Here is a 21,967-nt window from a genome sequence, read left to right on the forward strand (position 1 = left end):
TCTCAAGCAACCGCCTCAACAAAAAGCCCCGCCGAACCCGGCGGGGCTTTTTGCTTTAGTGCCGGGTGTCAACCCCACAGCGAAAAACTACGTTGGCTAGAACGGCGGCCCCCACAGCCGTCCTTCGCTACTCAACCCCCTCATCCCATGGAAAAGAAAGATTCGCAGCACCAGGTGCACCTCGACAGCGCTATCCACCTGCTCACCGGCGACCTCAATTCTACCGCTGAACGCGCCGGCCTCGACAACCAGCTACAGCGCTGGATTGAAGACCTCAAGGACGCCAATAACCCGGCTCTGCACCAACTGATAGTTGACCTGCAGGCGCTGAAAGCCCACTTCGGCAGCGGCACGCTGGATGTGAATGTGATTGCGCCACTGCTGGCCCGGCTGGGCACCGGCACCACCCAAGCCGCCAACTTTGCCGAGAACGTGAACACGGCCACGCGCATGACCAAGCTGGGCGAAGTCCTCTCGGCCGTTTCGCAGCAGCTGCAGGGTGGCTCGGTGGAAGTAGATGGCAAGCTGCCGCAAGACTTTTCCTCGCACACGCCTAAAGGCCAAATCTAACCGCTGGGCTAGCCCAAACCTAAAAAAGCCGGCCCCACGCGTGGGGCCGGCTTTTTATTTTAGAAGCAGCGAGTACTGCGACGATGATTAAGCGGTAGCCTTGGCAGCTACGTTCAAGCGACGCTCCTTGATACGAGCTTGCTTGCCCGACAGGCCGCGCAGGTAGAACAGACGGGCGCGACGCACTTTACCGCGACGCACTACCTCGATTTTGTCGATGTTGGGCGACAGCAGGGGGAAGATACGCTCGGTGCCGATTTGGTTCGAAATCTTGCGCACGGTGAAGGTTTCGCCGTTCGAGCTGGGGTTGCGGCGCTGCAGCACCACGCCCTGGAACTGCTGGATGCGCTCCTTGTTGCCCTCGCGGATTTTCACGTGCACGTTAATGGTGTCGCCGGCGGCAAAGTCGGGAAAGCTGGCGCGGCGCTCCTGCGATTCGGCCTGGATAAAGTCAAGTAGTACGCTCATGGCTGAGAAATTGCGAAAGACGGCGCCGCCGTCGGGAATTAGTTTTTATCGAAACGGAGCGCAAAGATAGGGCTTTCTGTTGAGGATAGCAAGTCATTTGCAGAACATAGGTTAGCTTGTTCACTGATTTGCTGCTGATTCGAAAATCGAAGCAGCCAAATCGGGTTTTAAGCCAACAAATCGGGCCGGCGCTGCTGGGTGCGGGCCAGTGCCTGCTCGTGCCGCCATTCCTCTATTTTGGGCGTATTGCCCGATAAAAGGATGTCGGGCACGGCTTGCCCGCGCCATTCGGCTGGGCGCGTGTAGATGGGCGGCGCCAGCAAATCGTCCTGAAAAGAATCGGACAGCGCCGACTCCTCATTGCCCAGCACGCCGGGCAGCAGCCGTACTACAGCATCGACCAGCACGGCCGCGCCCAGCTCGCCGCCGCTCAGCACATAGTCGCCCACGCTGATTTCGTGGGTGATGTAGGTCTGGCGGATGCGCTCATCAATGCCCTTGTAGTGACCGCAGAGCATAATGATGTTCTGCATGAGGGAAAGGCGGTTGGCCAGCGGCTGGCGCAGGGTCTCGCCGTCGGGCGTGAGGTATATAATGGCGTCGTAGGGCCGCTGGGCCTGTAGCTCGTCTATCCAGTCGGCAATGGGCTCGACGCGCAACACCATGCCCGCGCCGCCGCCAAACACGAAGTCGTCAATCTGACCGTGCTTGTTAATGGCCTTGTCGCGCAACTGGTGCAGGTGAATTTCAGCCAGGCCCTTGTCCTGCGCCCGCTTCACTATAGAGTGCGAAAACGGGCTAATCAGCAACTCGGGCAGGCAGGTTAGGATGTCGATGCGCATGGTTGGGTTATAGCATGGACTCTGCGAGTCCGCGCTTGTCTTAGCTGGAACTGAACGCCTATGCGCGGACTCCCAGAGTCCACGCTACATTACGCTTCATCAAATTCGTCGGGCTCGTCCTTGTCGCGCGACGAAGGCTTGAGGTAAACATCCAGCAAACCTTCGGGCAGTTTCACGTGGACCTGCTTTTTCTCGTGGTCGGCATGGCTCACCAGCTCGTCCACCACCGGAATCAACACTTCCTGGCCCTGATAGCGCATGGCCAGCATGTCTTGCTGCGGCAACTCGTAGAAGTTCTCCACGGTGCCCAGCTCGCCCAGGTTTTCGTCCACCACCGTGAAGCCGATGACGTCGTGGAAGTAAAACTGGTCGTCTTCCAGCTCCGGTAGCTCGGCCAGGGGCAGGTAGAGCTGCGAGCCGCGCAGGGGCTCAGCTTCTTCTATACGGTCGATGCCGTGCAGCTTCAGCAGCACGCGGTTGCCGGACTGCGATTGCACCTTTTCCACCTTGTGCTCCACCAGTTTGGTGGGCGCGGCGGGGAGTGCGAGGTACACTTTTTTGAGCTTGAGGTAGTCGGCTACATCGTCCACGTCGAAGTGGGCGGCCACGTGGCCACGTAGGCCGTGGGTTTTGAGGATGTAGCCGAGCTGATAAGTTTCGTCGAGGGTCATGGTGGGGGAGGGGCGAACGAAAAAGCGTTTGGGAGTTGCCAGCCGGTCCGGCTCACAACTCCCAAACGCTTTCGGTTTTCAGAAACCTAAAAACTACTCGGCAGCAGCTTCGGTAGCCTCGGCAGCCGGAGCTTCGGCGCCTTCTTCAGCGGCCGGAGCGGGAGCGTTAGCAGCCAGCAGGGCAGCCTGCTTCTGACGCAAGTTTTCGGCGCGGGCTTCTTTCACCTTGGTTTCGGCGGCGAGAGCGGCTTTGCGAGCGTCGGCTTTGGCATCAACCAAGCCAGTGCGCTTGCTTTCGATTTTAGCATCCTTCTCCTGTTTCCAGGCGTCGAAACGCTGGTCAGCCACCTCCTGGGTGATGGCGCCTTTGTCAACACCCAGCTGCAGGTGACGACGGTAGAGTACGCCGCGGTAGCTGAGCATGGCCCGAACGGTGTCGGTGGGCTGAGCACCGGTCATCATCCAGTAGAACGCGCGGTCGGCGTCGTAGTTGATGGTGGCGGGGTTGGTGTGGGGGTTGTAGGTGCCGAGTTTCTCGATGAAACGGCCGTCGCGGGGCGAGCGGGAGTCAGCTACTACGATGTCGTAAGTCGAAGCCTTTTTGCGGCCACGACGGGCGAGGCGGATTTTAACTGCCATAAACCGGTGGGGTTGTGTGATGCAACTCGTGCATCGGGTGAGGGTTTCCCGAAATTGGGAGTGCAAAGGTAGCGGTTCGTCAGCGCATTAGCTAGGGCCAGGCATAAAAAAAGCCCTGGCGTGGAGCCAGGGCTTTTGCTAATCTGTCATCCTGAGGGCAGCGAAGGACCATATCACGTCAGTATTTCCTAACTCGATAAGGTCCTTCGCTGCCCTCAGGATGACAGGCGGGTTATGCTGCCACGGCCTCGCGCTTGGGCTTGGCCAGCTTTGACATAGTATTCAGGTTCATGTTTTTGCGCTTCACCTTGATGACACCAACTTTGTCGAGGCCCCAGATGGCCACGTAGGTAGGGTCAAACTCCCACCACTTCACGCCGAAGTTGACGCGCATGGGCAGCTTGTGGTGGTTGTTCTGGAACAACTCGCCGAAGGCCAGGAAATCCAGCGCCAGCGTGTTCATCGACTTGTCGTTGTTGTCGAAGTTTTGGTAGCCGTATTTGTGGCCGCCCCAGTTCACAATGGCGCCGTGGATGGGGCCCATCAGGAAGTGGATGGGCAGCAGCAGGTACTGCCACCAGGCCGTGGCGAAGTTGATGTAGAACAGCACGTAGGCCGTGCCCCAGCCCAAGCGCGAAAACCACTTGTCGCCGAGGTTTTCAATGAATTTCCACTCCGGGATGTCGCCCTCGAAGCGTTTCGATAACTCGTGGTTGTGGTTCAGCACATCGTTGTAGATGTTCTTCGTTTTCCACATCATGTCAAACGCATTGTTCGAGAAGTGGGGCGAGTGCGGGTCGAGCTCGGTGTCGGAGTAGGCGTGGTGCATGCGGTGCAGCAGCGCGTAGGCCCGGGGCGAGAGGAAGCTGCTGCCCTGGCAGATGTAGGTGAACAGAAAGAAGAATTTTTCCCAAAAGCGGTTCATCGTAAACATCTTGTGCGCCGCGTAGCGGTGCAGGTAAAACGTCTGCGTGAACAGCGATAGATAGTAGTGGGCAACGAAGAAAATCAGAATAGCCATAAAGGGGTGCGAAAGCTGAACTGACCGCACAATGCAAAAGGCCCGCGCTTAGGTTCAGTAGTATGGACGCAAAATTACGGCCAGCACAAAGGGGCACGGGTAATCACTCCCGGAAGGCCAAAATCTTGCACGTCGCTCAATTGCAATGGTTTGCAGCCCGTAGAGTGACGTGAAAAGCCAGCTGTGTATTGAAAATGAACTGGTTAAACAGTAGTTCTATTGGTAGAACTCGCGCGCTGCGTCCCAATGCGGCGCGTCGGGCAGGGGAGCGGTAAACGTCATCGTTTCCTTCGTGACGGGGTGCTGCAGCTGCAGCTGACGGGCGTGTAGGGCAATGCTCACGTCGGGCAGCGGGGCGATGAAGCCGTACTTCACATCGCCCACAATGGGCGTGCCCAGGCCGGTGGCCAGCTGGGTCCGAATCTGGTGCGGACGGCCGGTCACGGGGTTCACCTGGAGCAGGAAGCGGTTGGCCGCCGGGCCCAGCAGCTCGTATTTCAGCTCGGAGCGCAGGCCCTGCCCGTGAGCGGTAGGATAGGCCTTAGTTACGTTGCGCACAGTGTCCTTCACCAGCCAGTGCACCAGGGTGCCGCTCTCGGGCACAGGGGCTTTGCCGGTGAGGGCCCAGTAGGTTTTGTGAATCTTGTCGTCGCGAAACAGCTCGTTCAGGCGGCTCAGGGCCTTGCTGGTTTTGGCCAGAATGACAATGCCTGATACCGGCCGGTCGATGCGGTGGCACACGCCTACGAAAGCCTCGCCGGGCTTCTTGTACTTGAAGCGCAGGTACTCGGCGGCTTTCTTGGACAGGGGCTCGTCGCCGGTGGCGTCGCCCTGCACGAGGATGCCGGCGGGCTTGTTGATGACGAGCAAATGATTGTCTTCGAACAGAATTTCTCTGCCTTCGGACCACAGGTTGGGACGATTCACGCGGCGGGGGCGGGCGGGGTGGACTATCAGCAGGAGCGCGCCAGGGGCCCTCGGGGGCTTCCGCACTTCATCAGACTACACGCGCCGGGCGCTTCGCTCCTGCCTTTCTGGAGGCGAAGATACGAAGCCGCGCGGGAGCGAACCCGATGCGCCTCAGGCCGCTGCTGGTTCTCCGGCGGGCAACTCCGGCGCATCCGGCGCGGGGTTGTACCAGTTCACGTTGCGCGAGAGGAACATCACAATACCCAAGACTAGCACCAGGCCCAGGCTACCTACCAGCAGGGCGTAATCCTGCAGCTGCAACACCACGAAAATGAAGCCGTACACCATCGTGAGCACGCCGGCCGTGACCAGCGTGAGGCGCCGGTGCCGGAAGCTGGCCGCCGCGTAGCCCGTCACCAGGCCCACAATGACCAGCGCCGATAAGCCATAGGCCGCGTTGAAGGGCATTTGTTCGGCCAGCGCCAGCAGCAGCACGTAAAAAATAACCAGTGCCAGGCCCACCAAAATGTACTGAAACGGGTGGAACCGCCGCCGCGTGAGCACCTCCACGAAGAAGAAAATGAGGAAGGTGAGCGTGAGTGGCAGCAGCGCGTACTTGGCGGCGCGCATGGTTTTCTGGTACTCGTTCACGGGCACCAGCAGGCGCACGCCAAAGGTCGATTCGTCCACGGCGGGGCGGTCGGTGTCGGTGCGCCAGTGCTGGGGGAAGTTGCGGTTGAGGTGCAGCACCTGCCAGTCGGCCGTGAAATCTTTGCCGCTCAGGGTGCGGCGCACGGGCAAAAACGCGCCGATGAAGCTCGGGTCGGCCCAGGGGGCGCTGAGGTGCAGCGTGGTTTGGCGGCCCAGGGGGGCCAGTAGCAGGCCGGTGCTGCCGTTCAGGTCGAGGTCGAAAGAGAAGGTGTGGCGGCGCTGCAGAGCGGCTTCGTCGGGCATGGGGATGGCCACGCTCACGCCGTTGGTGCTTTGGCCGCGCGGGCCGTCCTCGTCGTCTTCGTGGTATTTGGAGTAGCGGCGCCGCTCGTTCAGCACCGTGTTGAACTGCGTGGTGACCGTGGGGGCACTGCCCGCCGGCAGCACCGATGCGGTGGGCACGCCGGGCTCGAACGGATGCTGGCGGCCGTCCCAACTCAGCGCCAGGCCGTTGCGGATGCCTTTCATGTCGGAAATGCCCACGGCCACAAAGGCCTCCGACCACCGCACCGCGGCGGCCGGCACGCCCAGGTCGGCCAGGGGCGGCGCCTGGAAAGCGCCCTGCACGTGCAGCCCTGCCCGGTACACCACTGCTTCGTAGATGCCACGGTGGCGCCGCTCGGGTGCCAGCGTGCCGTTGGTAGCCAAGGTGTCGGGCAGCAAACTCAGGTAGCGAATTTCCTCACTCACCACGCCCTTCTCGCTCACCTGGCGCACCGTGTAGGGCAGCACCAGCACGGGCCCCAACACCAGCTGCGCCCCGCCCCACTGGCTGCTGATTTCGGCGGTGGCCGCGTCGCGGTTTTCGGCACGCTCGGTTATCAGGCCTTCCACCATGCTCGATGGAATGAGCAGCAGCACCAGCAGCACCGCAATGATGATGAGCTTGAAGGTGATGCTCCAGCTCATCGAAGCTGCAGTCTGACGACTTCCGGCGGGGGAGAAAGGGCCCATATCTGGTTTAATAAAGTTCTTTGGATTGCAAAGCTAACGTTATAGATGGAAAAATTGGTATAGAGAAGTGAGAAATAAAAAAGGCCGGTTTGCCTTCGCCTAACGGGAAAGCCAAACCAGCCAATTTTAATAGTGTCAGGAGCTTTAAATGAGCTTGATAAGCCGCCTAAGCCACTCGGGTAGCTACTGCCCGTTAAGGCTAATAGCCTTCTTCCTTGCTCGGAAACTCGCGGCTCTTCACGTCGGCCACGTAGTGTTGCACGGCTTCGGTCATGATGTCGTGCAGCTCGGCGTAGCGGCGCAGGAAGCGGGGCTTGAACTCCTTGGTGAGGCCCAGCATGTCGTGCACCACCAGCACCTGCCCGTCCACATCGGGCCCGGCGCCAATGCCGATGACCGGAATGGTCAGCTCCTCGGCCACTTGCTTGGCCAGCGCGGCCGGAATCTTCTCCAGCACCAGCGCGAAGCAGCCAATTTCCTGCAGCAGGCGGGCGTCTTCGAGCAGCTTCTGTGCCTCGGCTTCTTCCTTGGCGCGCACCGTATAGGTGCCGAATTTGTAGATGGACTGCGGGGTGAGACCCAAGTGGCCCATCACCGGAATGCCGGCCGTGAGGATGCGGACAATGCTGTCCTTCACCTCGGCGCCGCCTTCTAGCTTCACGCCGTGGCCGCCGCTCTCCTTCATGATGCGGATGGCCGAGCGCAGGGCCTCGCTGCTGTTGCCCTGGTAGGAGCCAAACGGCAAATCGACCACCACGAAAGCACGCTTCACGGCGCGCACCACGCTCTGGGCGTGGTATATCATCTGGTCGAGGGTGATGGGCAGGGTGGTTTCGTGGCCGGCCATCACGTTGGAGGCCGAGTCGCCCACGAGCAGCACGTCGACGCCGGCGCCGTCGAGAATCTGGGCCATCGAATAGTCGTAGGCCGTGAGCATAGAAATTTTTTCCCCCCGCTGCTTCATGGCGTGCATCTGGTGGGTGGTAACGAGTTTGACTTCCTTGTGCTGGGACATGGGGCGGGCCAAACGGCAACGGTTGGGTGAGGGGCCGTTTGGTACGGCAAAGCTGGCAACAATTTCGTTATCCGGCGCCACTGGCCAAGTAAAAAGCCCCTGGCCGAAGCGCAGGGGCAGGAATAAGGAACCAGTAAATCGGCGTGGCCGTCAGGCCTTAAGCATCGGCTTCGGGCAGCGAGGAGGCCTCGGAATGGCAGGGCCAGGCGGCGGCCGGAATTTGCAGCGCCAGCAGCGCGGGCAGCTCGGCCGGGTCGGTGACGACGATGATGGGCGTGGGCGCCAGCACCTGTTCCTGCAGCGTTTCGGCCAGGGCCACAGCATCGAGCCCGCCGTGCAAGGGGCCGCTGAGCACCACCAGGTCGGGGTGTACCAGGCGGGCAGCCTTGAGGGCGGCCTCGCCGCGGGCCTCTACGCGCACCACTTCGTGGCCGGCGTCGTGCAGGTAGTGCTCTATCGCGGTGGTGTCGTGGGCCGCATCGGCAGCCAGGAGCACGCGGAGGAAGAAGGGGTTCATGGCGGCAGCAGAAATGGAAAGGTTTCCAAAGCAACCATGTGTGGGGCGCCCACGCTGGCATTGGCGCCCAACACGTCGCCTAACCCCGCTAACGCCGCCAATCCTTATGCGAACGAACCGGGCGCTACTGGTACTGCGCGTAGCGGTTACGGTTAATCTTTAAATCTTGCAATAAACTACTCTTGGCCGCAATGGTGAAATTGTAGCCTTTCGTGATTCCGAACGGAATCCAGGTGCCGTTGATTTGCCAGCAGTGCAAATCGCGGAAGAAGGTGATGTTGGGATAAGTGATGGATTGGTTGGTGATGTCGTAGCCTAGGTTGTAGCTCAGGCGCAGGTTTTCGGTGAGCTTGACGGAACCCGTGACGCCCACCGTGTTCAGGGCCAGAATGGGCGGGCGCTTGCCCTGGTAGTTGGCGTCGAGGTAAGCTTGCGTAAGCGGCACCGTGTTGGTGGTGTAGCCGGCCGCGTACGTCAGCGCCAATTCCCACGGAATGTCGAAATCGACGTAATCGGCGTAGTAGTTGGGCGGGCCCACGGTGCCCAGGGTGGGGTCGTTGGCCGGGGCCACGGCCCGCGGAATGGTGCTTTTCTTCTTGCCCGTGGCGGGGTTGAAGCTGTAGGTGGCCCCGAAGCTGGCCGAAGCCAGGCGCAGCAGCCGGCGTGGGTCGGCTTCGAAGAGGTACTTATTGATGATGCGGCCGGTGGCGTCGCGCTGGTAGGGGCTGAAGCTGGCGTTGCTGTTCAGGTTCAGTTTCTTGGCAATCTGGGTGCGGAAGTTCACGCCCAGCGGCGAAAGCTTCAGCGTATCGCCGGGCGCGTTGAAATTATAGCCGATGGTGAAATCGAGCCCTTCAATCAGATTGGATTTCTTGAACGGGTTGAGGCCGGTGGTGTCGTTGGAGTCGCGGATTTTCATCTCCACCGCGTTTTGCAGGCTGAAGGAAATCTGGCTTTGCGCCGTGCCCCCCGGCGTGCCGTAGAGAAAGCTCTGGTAGTTGTCGAAAGTGTAGTTGTTGAGCAGCAACTGGTCGGCCGCAATATTGGGGTCGAGCACCCGGCCAAACTGGTCCCTGTAGCCTTGCAGCACCGTCGAACCCAGCGGGAACCGGTCGTTGGTGCGCAGGTTGGGGGCGTAGGTGTAGTTGAGGCTCGGCGTCATCTTGTGGCGCAGGGCCTGAATCTTGTGCGTGCCGCGGCGCACCACCGTGCCGTAGATGGTGGTGTTGAGGCTGGCCGCGGCCGAGTAAGTGTTCAGGCGGTAGAAGTTGTAGGTAGTGTCGATGCGCACGGCCTGGGCCACGGGGCTGTAGCGGTAGCGCAGGCTCTTGGAGTACCATACCTCGCTATAGCTCACCGAGGGGCTGAACTTGAAGTGCGGCCCCAGGTTGTAGGAGCCCAGCCCGATGCCGAACTGGTGCTGCGCGCCGTTGTTCGAATTCTTCAGCAGGCGGCCCAGGGTGGCGAAGCTGAACGGAATGCGGGTGTCGGTGTTGGTGCCGCCCAGCAAGGGCAGGCCGTTGGCCAGCGTGCGGGCGCCGATGACATTGCTCACCTCGTTGCGGGCCGTGAGGTTGTAACTGATGGTGAACTGCTCGTAGGTGGCCGCGCCCAAGCGGCCGCCCTGGCCCGGCTTGATGCCGAACCACTGGTAAGGATACTGCCGCGCCACGCCCACGCTGATGTCGGGCAGGGTGAAGGTCATGCGGCCGTCGGTGCCCTGGCTCTGGCTCAGGCGGATGTCGTAGTTGATAGGCGAGTTGCGAATCTGCTTCGAGTAGCTGATGCTGGAGCTAAACTGCGTGGACAGGTAGCGCCGGGCGTCGAGGCTGTTGATTTGGTTGTAGCTGCTGGTGCCCGCGTTCACGCTGGCCGAGAAGCGGCCGCCGCCGGGCTTGGGCACGGGCGTGTGGCTCCAGGTAATCCAGAACGAGTTGGCGGCCGGCGGCCGGATATAGGTCTGGCCCACGCCCACGGCATCCTGCGCCAGAATCTGGTTGCTGGGCCGCGTCGAAAAGCGGAAGTTGAAATTGCCTTGGTAGGTATAGCGCTTTAGGTAGCCCACATCGGCCGTAGCGCCCCAGCCACCGAAGGTATCTGCATTGCCGGCGTAAATATCCCCGGTCAGGCGCACGCCGATGTAGTCGTTCGGGGCGAAGTAGTAGCCGCCGTTGGTGAGGAAGTAGCCGCGGTCGGCGGCCTGCCCGAAGGTCGGGATGATGACCCCCGAGCCCCGGCTCCGCTTGGGCGTCGGGAAAAAGCCAAACAGGAAGCCCAGCGGCGTGGGCACGTCGCCAATCACGAGGTTGAAGGGACCGGTCACGACCTTGTCGCCCGGAATCATCTTCATTTTCTTGGCCTGAATGTAGAAGTGCGGGTGCTCCAGGTTGCAGGTGGTGTAGCGCCCCATCAGGCCGTTGATGTCGCCGCTCGGCAAGCGCTTGATGACCTGGGCGCCCACGTAGCCCTCGCCCTGTTGGGTCACGGCCTCGGTCACCTTGGCTTTCTTGCTCTTGAAGTTGTAGGCAATGCTGCGGGCCTGGTATTTCTGGCCGTTGTCGTTGAGGATGGGCGTGCCCTTCAGTTTGTTCCCTACCGTGTCCTGCCGGCCTTCGGCCTGCATGGTGTTGTTGCCGTAATTTACCGTGATGAGGGCCGCCTTCAGGTCGGTTTGGCCATACACCACGCTGGCATTTTCGTAGAGGCGCGCCACCTTCTTGGTCACGTCGAACTGGATGGAGTCCTTGGCCGTGTAGTTGATGGTGGTTTGAATCTGGCCCTTGGGCTTGGCCGCTACTTGCAGCGAGTCGCCGGCGGCGCGCACGCCGTTCACCAGCCCGCTGGTGTCGGTGGGCACCACGCCAGGCAGGCGGGCGCCGCCGCGGGGGGCCAGAGTGTCGGGCACGGGCTTGTGCGAGGCGCCGGGCACGCGCGACTGGCCGGCGTTGCGCACGCCGGGCGGGGGCGGGCCCACGGGGTCGCGCGGGTCGGCCGAGATGTTGCGTACCGGCGGGGTAGGGGCCGAGCCGGGCCGCTGCCCGGGCTTGGCCGGGGCCACGGTGGTGCCGCGCCGGGGCGTGGCCACGGTGCTGGAGTCGACGCCCGGCGTGGTGGGCGCCTGCCGAATGGCCTTGGCCCGCGCCTTCCGGGCCTGAATTTTGGCCTTGCGCTGCACCTTTTTGGGCGTGGGCTGGCCCGCCTGGCCCCCGGCCGAACCCACGAGGCCGAACAGCAGTAGAAAGACGCACCCCAGCACGCCAGGGCGAAGCCGTGCCGCCGTCAGGCGGCGCGGCGCGGGCCGAAACCCGGCTTCGGAACGAAGGCCAAACCTAGCAGGCAAAGTATAGTAGCGGTTAATTCGTTTACTTTTGGGGCTTCTACAAAGGTAGCAGGTCGCTACCGCCTCTTCAACGAACAACGTGCGGATTATTGTCATTCTGGCCAGCGCTGCCATCCTGTTGTTAGGCGCCGCCAGCGGAGAGTGGAAGGCGGAAGCCCAGACCACGGTCGACTCCACCCGGTACGCGTCTGATTCGGTTGCCGTGCCCGATTCGCCCGACCGCTACCGCCTGCGCACCGTGGTGCTCGACGCCGGCCACGGCGGCAAGGACCGGGGCTGCGCCGGCGCCTCCGCCCGCGAGGCCGACGTGGCCCTGAGCCTGGTGCTGGCCTTGGGCAAGCAGATAGAGCAGAACATGCCCGACGTGAAGGTGATTTACACCCGCAAAACCAACGTCTTCATCGAACTCGACGAGCGCGCCGCCATTGCCAACCGCAACCACGCCGACCTGTTTATTTCCATTCATTGCAATGCCGGCCCCAGCCAAAGCCACGGCACTGAAGTCTGGACCATGGGCCTGCACAAAACGACCGCCAACCTGGGCGTGGCCCAGCGCGAAAACGCGGTAATTCTGCAAGAAAAAAACTACCAGTCGCGTTACAACGGCTTCGATCCCAGCTCGCCGCAGTCGCATATCATGTTTTCGCTGTTTCAGTCGGCATACATCACCAACAGCCTGCGCTTCGCCCAGCGCGTGGACCGGCAGCTGCGCACCTCCGTGGGCCGCCCCAGCCGCGGCGTGAAACAAGCCGGCTTTCTGGTGCTTTGGAAGTCGACCATGCCCTCGGTGCTCATCGAATCGGGCTTCCTCACCAATCCCACCGAGGAGCGGTACCTCAACGACAAAGCCAATCAAACGTATATGGCCGCGGGCATCTACCGCGCGTTTCGCGAATACAAGCGCGAACTCGAAGGTGGGTAAGCTGCCGGGCACGGTTGAGGTTAGCATTTCGCGCATCGACCGACCTTTCCCAGGCTGGTTCTCGTAGATTGTTCAGCACCGCCGCCCATTCCCATTCATCATTCAATACCTCTACACGTGTCTAAAGAAATTAAAGTGGCGCTGCTGGCCATCGTCGCTATTGTCGCCCTGGTGGTGGGCTATAACTTTTTGAAAGGCAGTAACCTGCTATCGAACGACCGCACCTACTACGCCGTTTATCCCAACGCCGATGGGCTCAACGTGGGCGCCCAGGTGCTGCTCAACGGCATCAAGGTGGGCCAGGTGAAAAACCTGGAGCTGCAGCCCGAGAGAGGCAACACCGTGCGCGCTACCCTGGAGCTGGAAAAGGGCGTGACCGTGGGCGACTCCACCACGGCCGGCCTCAGCGGCTCGCTGCTGGGCTCGAAGAGCATCACGCTCATTATGGGCAAAAACACCAAGCAGTTCAGCGGCGGCGAGGAGCTGCGCACCAAGTCGGCCATCAGCAGCATTGATGCCTTCCAGGCCAAAGCCCTGCCCGTGCTCGACACGGTGGGCGCCACGCTGGCGCACATCAACGGCTTCCTGAACAAAGACGCCCAAACCAACATTCAGGGCACGCTGCAAGGCGCCCGCGCCAGCACCGAGGCCCTGCAAAAGCTCATCGTGGCCAACCAGGCCAACATCGCCCTCATCACCCGCAACCTGGCCCAGATGAGCACTGCCCTGAACCGGACCACCGGCAAGCTCGACAAAATTGCCGTGAACTTCGGCCAGCTGTCCGATTCGCTGAAAACTGCCCCCGTGGGCCCGGCCCTGCGTCGCCTCAACTCCACCCTGGCCGACGCCCAAACCACCGTGCAAAGCCTCAACACCGCCCTGAGCGACCAGAAAGGCTCGATGGGCAAGCTGCTGCACGACTCGACGCTCTACAACAACCTGGCCGCCACCACGGCCAGCTCCAATGAGCTGCTGACCGACCTCAAGGCCAACCCCAAGCGCTACGTGCACTTCTCGGTGTTTGGCGGCGGGGGCAGCAAGAAGAAAACCGAGACCGAAACCAAGACTACCAAGCCCAACGGCAGCGTGGTGGAAACCGAGAATAAAACCACAATCAAGTAATCCAATCGTCTGTCATCCTGAGCGCAGCGAAGGACCTTATCACGTTAGAATGAGTCGTTCAGACATGAGGTCCTTCGCTGTGCTCAGGATGACAGGTGAGTCCCAAGCAACGTTCTGACGGACCGCCGTACCTTTGAAATCCGCCCCCGGGCGGATTTTTTTGCGCCCATTCCCACCAAATCCCACCCCGCATTCTTTATGAACGTCGAGTTCAACCGCAACGAAGACCAACTCAAGCAGCTCAGCTTCAACCTCACCCAAAAGCTCCGGAAAGTAGCCCTCGGCGGCGGCGAAAAGCGCATCGAAGCTCACAAGGCCAAGGGCAAGCTCACCGCCCGCGAGCGGATTGATTATCTGCTGGATAAAGGCGCGGCGCAGGTAGAAATTGGGGCGTTTGCGGGCGAGGGAATGTACAAGGAGGAGGGAGGCTGCCCGAGCGGCGGCGTGGTGGTCGTCATCGGCTACGTGCAGGGGCGGCAATGCGTGGTGGTGGCCAACGACGCCACCGTGAAGGCCGGCGCCTGGTTTCCTATCACCGCCAAAAAGAACCTGCGGGCCCAGGAAATCAGCATCGAGAATAAGCTGCCGATTATCTACCTCGTCGACTCGGCTGGCGTGTACCTGCCCATGCAGGACGAAATTTTCCCCGACAAAGAGCACTTCGGCCGCATCTTTCGCAACAACGCGGTGATGAGCAGCATGGGCATCGTGCAGATTTCGGCCATTATGGGCCCCTGCGTGGCCGGTGGGGCCTACCTGCCCATCATGAGCGATGAGGCCATGATTGTGAACGGTACGGGTTCGGTGTTCCTTGCCGGCTCCTATTTGGTGAAATCGGCCATTGGCGAAACCATCGACAACGAGGCGCTGGGCGGCGCGAGTATGCACTCCGAAATCTCGGGCGTGACCGACTACAAGTTCGATACCGACGAAGAGTGCCTCACGCACATTCGCAACATCTTTGACAAGATGGGCGGGCAGGCCTCGGCCGGCTTCAGCCGCGTCGCCCCGGCCAAGCCGGCGATGAACGAGCAGGAAATCTACGGCCTGCTGCCCGCCGACCGCGTGAAGCCCTACGACATGATGGACATCATCAACCGGCTGGTCGACAACTCTGAGTTTGAGCCCTACAAGGACCTCTACGGCCAGACGCTCATCTGCGGGCTGGCGCGCATTGATGGCTGGGCGGTGGGCATCGTGGCCAACCAGCGCAAGATTGTGAAGAGCAAGAAAACCGGCATGCAGATGGGCGGCGTCATCTACTCCGACTCGGCCGACAAGGCGGCGCGCTTCATCATGAATTGCAACCAGAAGCGCATCCCGCTGGTGTTTCTGCACGACGTGTCGGGCTTCATGGTGGGCAGCCAATCGGAGCAGGGAGGCATCATCAAGGACGGCGCCAAGATGGTGAATGCCATGAGCAACTCGGTAGTGCCCAAGTTCACGGTCATTGTGGGCAACAGCTACGGCGCCGGCAACTACGCCATGTGCGGCAAGGCCTATGACCCGCGCCTCATCGTGGCCTGGCCCACCGCCCAACTGGCCGTAATGAGCGGCGCCGCTGCGGCCAACACCCTGCTGCAAATCCAGGTGGCCTCGCTCAAAGCCAAGGGCGAAGTCATCACCCCCGAAGCCGAAAAGGAGCTGCTCGACCGCATCAAGGCCCGTTACGAGGAGCAACTCTCGCCCTACTACGCCGCCGCCCGCCTCTGGGTCGACGCCGTGATTGACCCGCTGGAAACCCGGAAGGTGATTTCAGAAGGCATCGCCGCTGCTAATCACGCGCCCATTGAGAAGGCGTACAACGTGGGCGTAATTCAGGTGTGAGGTAGTTTCGGTTTCCTCTTCTTACAATACCATGTTAGCCAATATTGTAAAAACCTCCAAGCTCACAATAAATTCAGGTGTCAATGCCAAGGACGTTTTTGGATTTATTCAGTCGCTTGTTGCATCCATTGCGTGGCCTGTAACAGCAATTGTAATTGCTTTACTTTTGAAAAAGCCTATTCAAGATGCAATAAACAGGCTTAATAAATTCAAATATGGGGATGCGGAAGCAAGCTTTGAGCGAGAGCTACAAAATCTCAAAGACACAGCAGAAGCTGCGAATATCGTATATGATGAGCGCGCGGAAATTAAAGTGGCGCTGAATAAAACTTTGCTGGAGGAAGTACAGCAGGTGGCCAGTATTTCGCCATCTGCTGCCATTCCTCTCGCATGGTCGCAAGTAGAATCAGAAATTACTGATTTGACTTACAGGACCGCAATTTCCCCCGATTCGCCGTCGTACAATTCACCGTCTAAAAATGTTGAGCTTTTGAAGAAAGAGGGTTACCTAGACCTAGAGACGTACCAAACCATTGTGTCTATGCGTCAACTGCGTAATTCAGTGGCTCATTCATATACAAGTGGTATAAAAGTTTCTGTTCAAGAAGCTATCGAATACGGTAAGCTAGCGGAGGCCGTGAGTAAAAGACTGAAAGAAATAAGAAGAAAATAGTGTTAGGCTATATACTCAGAAATACTTATGCTTTTTCCCAATATCCACCCCGGCAAAGTGCTGCAAGAGGAGTTTCTCAATGAATTTAATCTTTCGGCCTACCGCTTGGCGCAGGCTCTGCGCATTCCCCAAACCCGCGTAGCGGCTATTCTAAAAGGGCGCCGTCGTATTACAGCTGATACCGCCCTGCGGCTGGGGAGTTTCTTCGGCAATTCTCCTAAGTTTTGGTTGGGATTGCAAAACGACTATGATTTAGAAGAAGAACAAACGCACCATCTGGATGATTTGGAAGTTGTTCAGCCATTGAATGAAGCCGCTTAATCAGCGGCTTTTTCTATATGTTCACTCACAAGCTCGGTCTTTCTCTTACTCGCTTAATGAAGCAACACTTACGCCCCGCATTCGCCCTGCTAATCACGGCGCTACCGTTTCTGGCTCCCGCCCAAACCTTGAAAGACGGCAAGCTGACGCTGAATCCTGACGGCAGTCACTACGTCAAGTTCACGCTCTTCAACCAGGTTTGGGCGCGCTACAACCAAAGCAACCCCGGCACGCTGGTAAACGGCTACGCCAAGCCCAACACCTTCGACATCGGCATCCGGCGGTTCCGCATCCAGTTCTTCGGCCAGCTCACGGACCGCGTGTTCGTCTACTCGCAGATTGGCATCAACAATTTCGCCTACGACTCGCCGCCGAAAACCGGTTTCTTCCTGCACGATGCCGTGGGCGAATACGCCGTGGTGAAAAAGCACCTCTCGCTGGGCGCCGGCCTGGGGGCCTGGAATGGCCTTTCGCGCCTCACGGCCTCGTCGGTGGGCAGCATCATGGGCATCGACCTGCCGCTGGTGGCCGAAACCACCAACGACGTGAACGACCAGTTCGGCCGCAAGCTGAGCCTCTACGCCAAGGGCAAGCTGGGCCAGCTCGACTACCGTGTGGCCTTGTCCGACCCGCTGCTGGTGGCCAATGCGCCCATCAACACCTTCGCCACGTTTTCGGGCCGCCCGGCCAAGGCGCAGTACCAAGGCTACTTCATGTACCAGTTCCGGGACCAGGAAAGTAACCTCACGGCCTATAATGCCGGCACCTATCTGGGCCAGAAAAACGTGCTGAACGTGGGCGCCGGCTTCATTGTGCAGCCCGAGGCCATGTGGTACCGCCAGGCCGGTAGCCCCGATACCCTCACCCAGGCCATGAAGCAGGTAGCCGTCGACCTGTTCTACGACGCCCCGCTTGATACCGCCAAGGGTGCGGCCAGCATCAGCTTTTATGCCCTGGCCATGCACCTCGACTACGGCCCTGGCTACCTCCGCTACACCGGTCCCATGAACCCGGCCAACGGCATTGGCGCCAAGGCGGCCAGCACCCAGGTGCCCGGCGCGGGCAATACTTTCGGCAATGCCGTGCCGTTGTTTGGCACCGGCAATGTCCTCTACGGGCAATTGGGCTACAAATTCCGCGAAAACCTGCTGGGCAGCACCACCTTCATGCCCTACGTGAGCTACCAGTACGCGTCCTACAAGCGCCTCGCCGACGACCTCCATTACATCGATGCCGGCGTAAACTGGCTGCTTAACGGCCAAGGCTCCAAGCTCACCGTCAGCTACCAGAACCGCCCCGTGTACAGCCTGCACGCCGACGGCACCAACCGGGCCGACGCCCGCCGCAGCGCCATGGTGGTGCAGTACCAGGTGTTTTTCAATTAGGGCGAAGCGAAAAGGGGAGAGGCGAGATACCAGGCATCTGGATGAAGCAGTCCCGCTTATGTCGCCCAGCGGTGTTACTATTGGTGGCCAATGCCTCAGACCCGCCTTTGCCTGATGAAAAAACTGTACGCCGCTGCCGCGCTTCTTTGTTTATCCCTCTCTGCCTTTGGGCAAGACAAAACCGATAGAATAGCGGAATCGATAGCGGCCGAAGGAAAAAGGCTTTACCGCTCGGAAATGGCTTCCTGGTACGGCACCGATATTTTCCTGGCGCAGCACAAGGACCAAGAGAGCATCGGCGGGTACTTTTCTTATCCGACCAAAGAAGGAGCCAACTGCATCTTTTTCTCGAAATCTGAAGCTCCTACGGTCATCGGCACCATTGCCTTTGATAGCACTTACAACGTGAAGACGGCCAGAGTCGGCCTCGAAAGCCGGCGCTTCACGGCCGAAGAAGCCCAGCTTTACGCCATTCGGGCCACTGCCTTGGCCACGATGCGCGCCGACACGCTTTTCAAGACCTACCGCAACACCAATTTGAACATCATTCCGCTGATTGCCAATGGCGAGCGGAAGGTGTATGTGCTCACGGGGCCTCAGCAAAACGGTGTCGTCATCTTCGGCAACGACTACCTGATGACCTTCGACGCCAACAACAAACTCCTCAAGAAGCGGCGGCTGCATAAAAACATCATTCCCATCGAATACGGCCGCAGCCTGCCCGACAGCAGCACCGTGGAAGGGGCAATGCATAGCCATTTGCCCGAAACCGGGGATTTCATCACGGCCACGGACATCTGCACGCTGATGCTGTACGAGAAGTTTGCGAAGTGGAAGCAGCACACGGTGGTGTCGCCGTCTTACGTTTCTATCTGGAATTGCCAAACCGATGAGTTGGTGGTCTTGACTAAAAAAGCAGTGGAGCGCATTAATAAATACCAGCAGAAGAACCACTTTGTGCGATAGGCCAAACTGCCTTGCAAAGGGCATAGCAGTCCATTATGCCATTAAAAGAAGCCGCTCCACCAGCGGCTTTTTTTATGCCCTGAAAATATTTTTTCAACTATATGCACAATGTCAAACCTGGCTCGTACGTTTGCAGTGTACTAGAACAATAATACACTAGAACAACAAGCTCATGGTTCGGATTCGCAACCTCCATTTTGGGTACTCCCGCAAGCGCCCCCTCTTTCAAAACCTCAACCTGACGCTGGAGCGCGGCCACATCTACGGCTTGCTGGGCAAGAACGGGGCGGGCAAATCCACGCTGCTCAAGAACATTGTAGGGCTGGCGTTTCCGCAGGCCGGCACCTGCGAGGTGCTGGGGCAGCCAGCCGGCAAGCGCCTGCCAGCCGTGCTGGCCGACTTGTTTTTCCTGCCCGAAGAGGTGTACGTGCCCGCCGTGACGGCTGCCAATTTCGTGGCCCACACAGCGGGGTTCTACCCCAAGTTCGACCACCAGGCGCTGAACCACTACCTCAGCGAGTTCGAGGTGCCAAACGAGGCGGTGCTAAACAAGTTGAGCTTCGGGCAGCAGAAAAAGTTCATGATTGCCTTCGCGCTGGCCGCCAACACCAGCCTGCTGGTGCTCGACGAACCCACCAACGGCCTGGACATTCCGAGCAAGGTACAGTTCCGCAAAATCGTGGCTTCGGCCCTCACCGAGGAGCGCTGCGTGGTGGTGTCGACGCACCAGGTGCGCGACCTCGACAGCCTGATTGACAGCGTGCTGGTGCTGCACGGCCAACGGGTGGTGCTCAACGCCGACCTGGGCGAGCTGGCCGAGCGGCTGCGGTTTGCCAGCGTGTCGGAGCCCGACGAAACGGCCCTCTACAGCGAAAGCTCCCTGCTGGGGTCTCACGTCATTCAGCCCAACCGCGGCGGCGTGCCGGGGCGCGTCGACCTGGAGCTGCTCTTCAATGCCCTGGTGAGCGAAGCGCCGGCCCTCACCGAGTACCTCACCCAAACCCAGTTCAGCCATGAGCCAGTTCTTTAGTTTGCCGCGCTTTGTGCGCCTGTTTCGCAAGTTCACCGCCGAGCACCTGCGTACTTACCTGCTGGCGGGCGGCGTCGCATTCGGGTTGGTGGCGCTGTGGCTGAGCCTGGGCGTGAACGAAACGGCCAAGGAACCCTTGGGCCTGGGCACGCAAATAGGGGCTTTCCTGGCGGGGCTGGGCCTGGGCGGAAGCTTGCTCACCAGCTCCGTATTTGCCTCCTTCGGCGACAAGCGGCAGGCCACGGCGGCCCTCATGCTGCCGGCCTCTGGCTGGGAGAAATTCCTGGTGGGCTGGTGCTACGCGCTGCCGGTGTTTTTGCTGGTGTACGTGAGCGGTTTTTACGCCGTCGATGCCCTGATATTGAAGCTGAATACCGGAACGGGCCAGGTGGCGCACCTGCTGCCGCTGTTTTCGACCGACGACAAACTGTACTTGGCGCTGCTGGCTTACGCGGTGTTGAGCTCGGCCTTCCTGTGGGGAAGCATATTTTTTACGAAGCAGCAGTTTTTGCTCACTGCTTTCGGGCTGTTGGTAGGAAGCGTGTTGCTGCAAGTGCTGAACTACAAGCTGGTACAGGGCCTGCTGGGGCGCGATGTCGACACGGCCATGCCTTTTTCCAACGTCACTTTTTTGGAAGGCAAGCAGTGGTATTCAGTCAGTCTGCCATTTGTCATCAATGGGTGGAAAGTGATGGGAACGGCGCTGGCGCTGATGCTGCTGGTGTGGGCCGCGGCCTACGCCCGTCTGAAAGAAAAAGAGGTTTAACCGCGACGCATTGCTATGGAATTTAAAGACAACGAGGCCATTTACCTGCAAATAGCCGGGTACGTGAGCGAGCTAATCCTGCGCGGCAAATGGCCGCCCGACAGCAAGATTCCGTCGGTACGAGAGCTGGCCGGCGACCTGCAGGTGAACCCTAACACCGTGATGCGGACCTACGAGTTGCTGCAGGGCCAGGAGGTGCTCTACAACAAGCGCGGCATCGGCTTTTTTGTGGCGCAGGCCGCGGTGCAGCAGGTGCAGGCTGCCCGCCGCGAGCGGTTTCTGAGCCAGGAGCTGCCCGAAGTGTTTGGCACCATGCTGCTGCTGGGCATCGGCCTGCCCGAAGTGCAGCGCCGCTACGAAGAATTCAAAACTACCCAATCCCTTCCCGCCGTTTCCTGATGAAAACCAGCACCAAACTTCTGACTGCGGCCGTGGCGCTGCTGCTGGGCTCGCTCCTGAGCTACGACCTGGCGTTGAGCGCCGAATACCGCACCGGCCATTACAAGAACCCTTTTTATGGCTACACGGCCCTGCCCCTGAGCGGCTTCGACGAGATAGCCGTTCCGGCCGCCAGCCGTTTCAGCATAGCCATCAAGCGCGGCCCCTACGCCGTGCACCTCAACGACGAGGCCACCAAATACGTGCGCATCACCCGGCAGGGCTCGCGGCTGACCGTGGCCCTGGCTTACCCGGAAAAAGAAGAACACCTTGGCAACCGGCAAACGGTCATTATTTCGTGCCCGGAGCTGCGGCAGCTGAGCACGGATGCGCCCGCCAGCGTGGCCGGCAACCGCACTGAGGGCGGCTGCTTTGTGACCCTTGAGGCCTTGCAGCAGGACAGCCTGACGGTGCGTGCCGGCCACAACAGCTCGGTGCGGCTGTGGGGTAGTGCGCTGGGCCACTTCCGGGCCCTGATGACGGACCGCTCGCACTTGAGCCTGGAAAAAACTAACCGCATACAATCCGCCGATTTGGCCATTGGCACCGGCGGCGAGCTGGAGCAGGAGTGCGGCATTGCGCAGCCGCATTACCAGTTTGCCCGCAACACCTCGGTCCATTTCGAGGGCGCGGCAGCCTATGGGCTGGGCGCTATGAAGTAGGCTCACAGCCATGCCCCGGCCAGCTGCAGGAGCTGCTGTGGTTGTAGCTGGCCGTTATTGATGCCTGCTGCCTCATCGGCGAGGACTTATCTGCATGGCTTCCTTTCGCGCTGCGTCGTTCAGGCACCAGCCTCAGCCGTTGTGTTACCATTGTGTTACCCCAATGTTACCTGGCGGGCACCGGGGGTACCTTTGGGG

The 21,967-nt window shown here is 60.1% G+C and carries 22 protein-coding genes; 12 read left to right on the top strand and 10 right to left on the bottom strand.

What is annotated here, in order from left to right; genetic code table 11:
- The first annotated feature begins 147 nt into the window (after positions 1–147).
- Positions 148–570 carry a hypothetical protein gene (locus tag I2I01_RS10355; protein ID WP_196286362.1) on the top strand — a complete coding sequence of 141 codons (423 nt, stop codon included), beginning with the start codon at positions 148–150 and terminating at the stop codon, positions 568–570.
- Positions 571–657: 87 nt separating this feature from the next.
- Here the strand turns inward: I2I01_RS10355 and rplS are convergent, their stop codons facing one another.
- From rplS to I2I01_RS10405, 10 genes are all read right to left on the bottom strand, one after another.
- The gene (gene rplS / locus I2I01_RS10360; RefSeq protein ID WP_196286363.1) at positions 658–1,038 is read right to left on the bottom strand and encodes a 50S ribosomal protein L19; all 381 of its coding nucleotides are present in this window, start codon (positions 1,036–1,038) and stop codon (positions 658–660) included.
- Positions 1,039–1,205: 167 nt separating this feature from the next.
- Positions 1,206–1,880 (bottom strand): tRNA (guanosine(37)-N1)-methyltransferase TrmD, encoded by a 675-nt coding sequence (gene trmD, locus I2I01_RS10365; protein ID WP_196286364.1) that lies wholly within the window; start codon positions 1,878–1,880, stop codon positions 1,206–1,208.
- Positions 1,881–1,969: 89 nt separating this feature from the next.
- Positions 1,970–2,551, bottom strand: a complete 582-nt coding sequence (gene rimM / locus I2I01_RS10370; protein ID WP_196286365.1) for a ribosome maturation factor RimM — start codon at positions 2,549–2,551, stop codon at positions 1,970–1,972.
- A 93-nt stretch (positions 2,552–2,644) separates the two neighbouring features.
- Positions 2,645–3,190 (bottom strand): 30S ribosomal protein S16, encoded by a 546-nt coding sequence (locus I2I01_RS10375; RefSeq protein ID WP_196286366.1) that lies wholly within the window; start codon positions 3,188–3,190, stop codon positions 2,645–2,647.
- A 232-nt stretch (positions 3,191–3,422) separates the two neighbouring features.
- A complete protein-coding gene (locus I2I01_RS10380; RefSeq protein ID WP_196286367.1) occupies positions 3,423–4,211 on the bottom strand; it encodes an acyl-CoA desaturase in 789 nt (262 codons plus the stop codon).
- Positions 4,212–4,427: 216 nt separating this feature from the next.
- Positions 4,428–5,138: an RluA family pseudouridine synthase gene (locus I2I01_RS10385; RefSeq protein ID WP_196286368.1), complete on the bottom strand. Its 711-nt coding sequence runs from the start codon at positions 5,136–5,138 to the stop codon at positions 4,428–4,430.
- Positions 5,139–5,291: 153 nt separating this feature from the next.
- The gene (gene creD / locus I2I01_RS10390) at positions 5,292–6,785 is read right to left on the bottom strand and encodes a cell envelope integrity protein CreD (RefSeq protein ID WP_196286369.1); all 1,494 of its coding nucleotides are present in this window, start codon (positions 6,783–6,785) and stop codon (positions 5,292–5,294) included.
- Positions 6,786–6,984: 199 nt separating this feature from the next.
- Positions 6,985–7,800, bottom strand: a complete 816-nt coding sequence (panB, locus tag I2I01_RS10395) for a 3-methyl-2-oxobutanoate hydroxymethyltransferase (protein ID WP_196286370.1) — start codon at positions 7,798–7,800, stop codon at positions 6,985–6,987.
- A 157-nt stretch (positions 7,801–7,957) separates the two neighbouring features.
- Positions 7,958–8,317 carry a response regulator gene (locus tag I2I01_RS10400; RefSeq protein ID WP_196286371.1) on the bottom strand — a complete coding sequence of 120 codons (360 nt, stop codon included), beginning with the start codon at positions 8,315–8,317 and terminating at the stop codon, positions 7,958–7,960.
- A 124-nt stretch (positions 8,318–8,441) separates the two neighbouring features.
- Entirely contained in the window at positions 8,442–11,657 is a 3,216-nt protein-coding gene (locus tag I2I01_RS10405) for a putative LPS assembly protein LptD (RefSeq protein WP_196286372.1), read from the bottom strand.
- A 202-nt stretch (positions 11,658–11,859) separates the two neighbouring features.
- Between I2I01_RS10405 and I2I01_RS10410 the strand changes: the two genes are divergently transcribed.
- From I2I01_RS10410 to I2I01_RS10460, 11 genes are all read left to right on the top strand, one after another.
- Positions 11,860–12,579: an N-acetylmuramoyl-L-alanine amidase family protein gene (locus I2I01_RS10410; RefSeq protein ID WP_196286722.1), complete on the top strand. Its 720-nt coding sequence runs from the start codon at positions 11,860–11,862 to the stop codon at positions 12,577–12,579.
- A gap of 117 nt (positions 12,580–12,696) precedes the next feature.
- The gene (locus I2I01_RS10415) at positions 12,697–13,701 is read left to right on the top strand and encodes an MlaD family protein (RefSeq protein ID WP_196286373.1); all 1,005 of its coding nucleotides are present in this window, start codon (positions 12,697–12,699) and stop codon (positions 13,699–13,701) included.
- A gap of 198 nt (positions 13,702–13,899) precedes the next feature.
- The gene (locus I2I01_RS10420; RefSeq protein ID WP_196286374.1) at positions 13,900–15,528 is read left to right on the top strand and encodes an acyl-CoA carboxylase subunit beta; all 1,629 of its coding nucleotides are present in this window, start codon (positions 13,900–13,902) and stop codon (positions 15,526–15,528) included.
- A gap of 31 nt (positions 15,529–15,559) precedes the next feature.
- Positions 15,560–16,201 (top strand): hypothetical protein, encoded by a 642-nt coding sequence (locus I2I01_RS10425; protein ID WP_196286375.1) that lies wholly within the window; start codon positions 15,560–15,562, stop codon positions 16,199–16,201.
- Positions 16,202–16,228: 27 nt separating this feature from the next.
- Complete coding sequence (locus I2I01_RS10430; RefSeq protein WP_196286376.1) at positions 16,229–16,522, top strand: HigA family addiction module antitoxin; 294 nt, start codon at positions 16,229–16,231, stop codon at positions 16,520–16,522.
- Between the two features lie 56 nt (positions 16,523–16,578).
- A complete protein-coding gene (locus tag I2I01_RS10435; protein ID WP_196286377.1) occupies positions 16,579–17,907 on the top strand; it encodes a hypothetical protein in 1,329 nt (442 codons plus the stop codon).
- 237 nt (positions 17,908–18,144) lie between these two features.
- Entirely contained in the window at positions 18,145–18,873 is a 729-nt protein-coding gene (locus I2I01_RS10440; protein WP_211537900.1) for a hypothetical protein, read from the top strand.
- Between the two features lie 172 nt (positions 18,874–19,045).
- Positions 19,046–19,903 (top strand): ABC transporter ATP-binding protein, encoded by an 858-nt coding sequence (locus tag I2I01_RS10445; RefSeq protein WP_196286379.1) that lies wholly within the window; start codon positions 19,046–19,048, stop codon positions 19,901–19,903.
- Entirely contained in the window at positions 19,887–20,669 is a 783-nt protein-coding gene (locus I2I01_RS10450; RefSeq protein ID WP_196286380.1) for a hypothetical protein, read from the top strand. Before I2I01_RS10445 ends, I2I01_RS10450 begins: the two co-directional genes overlap by 17 nt.
- 15 nt (positions 20,670–20,684) lie before the next feature.
- Positions 20,685–21,068 carry a GntR family transcriptional regulator gene (locus I2I01_RS10455; protein WP_196286381.1) on the top strand — a complete coding sequence of 128 codons (384 nt, stop codon included), beginning with the start codon at positions 20,685–20,687 and terminating at the stop codon, positions 21,066–21,068.
- Positions 21,068–21,769, top strand: coding sequence for a hypothetical protein (locus tag I2I01_RS10460; RefSeq protein WP_196286382.1), 702 nt, complete (start codon positions 21,068–21,070; stop codon positions 21,767–21,769). Before I2I01_RS10455 ends, I2I01_RS10460 begins: the two co-directional genes overlap by 1 nt.
- The last annotated feature ends 198 nt before the right edge of the window (positions 21,770–21,967 follow it).

Origin of the sequence: Hymenobacter properus (genome assembly GCF_015694735.1) — a bacterium.
GTDB lineage: Bacteria > Bacteroidota > Bacteroidia > Cytophagales > Hymenobacteraceae > Hymenobacter > Hymenobacter properus.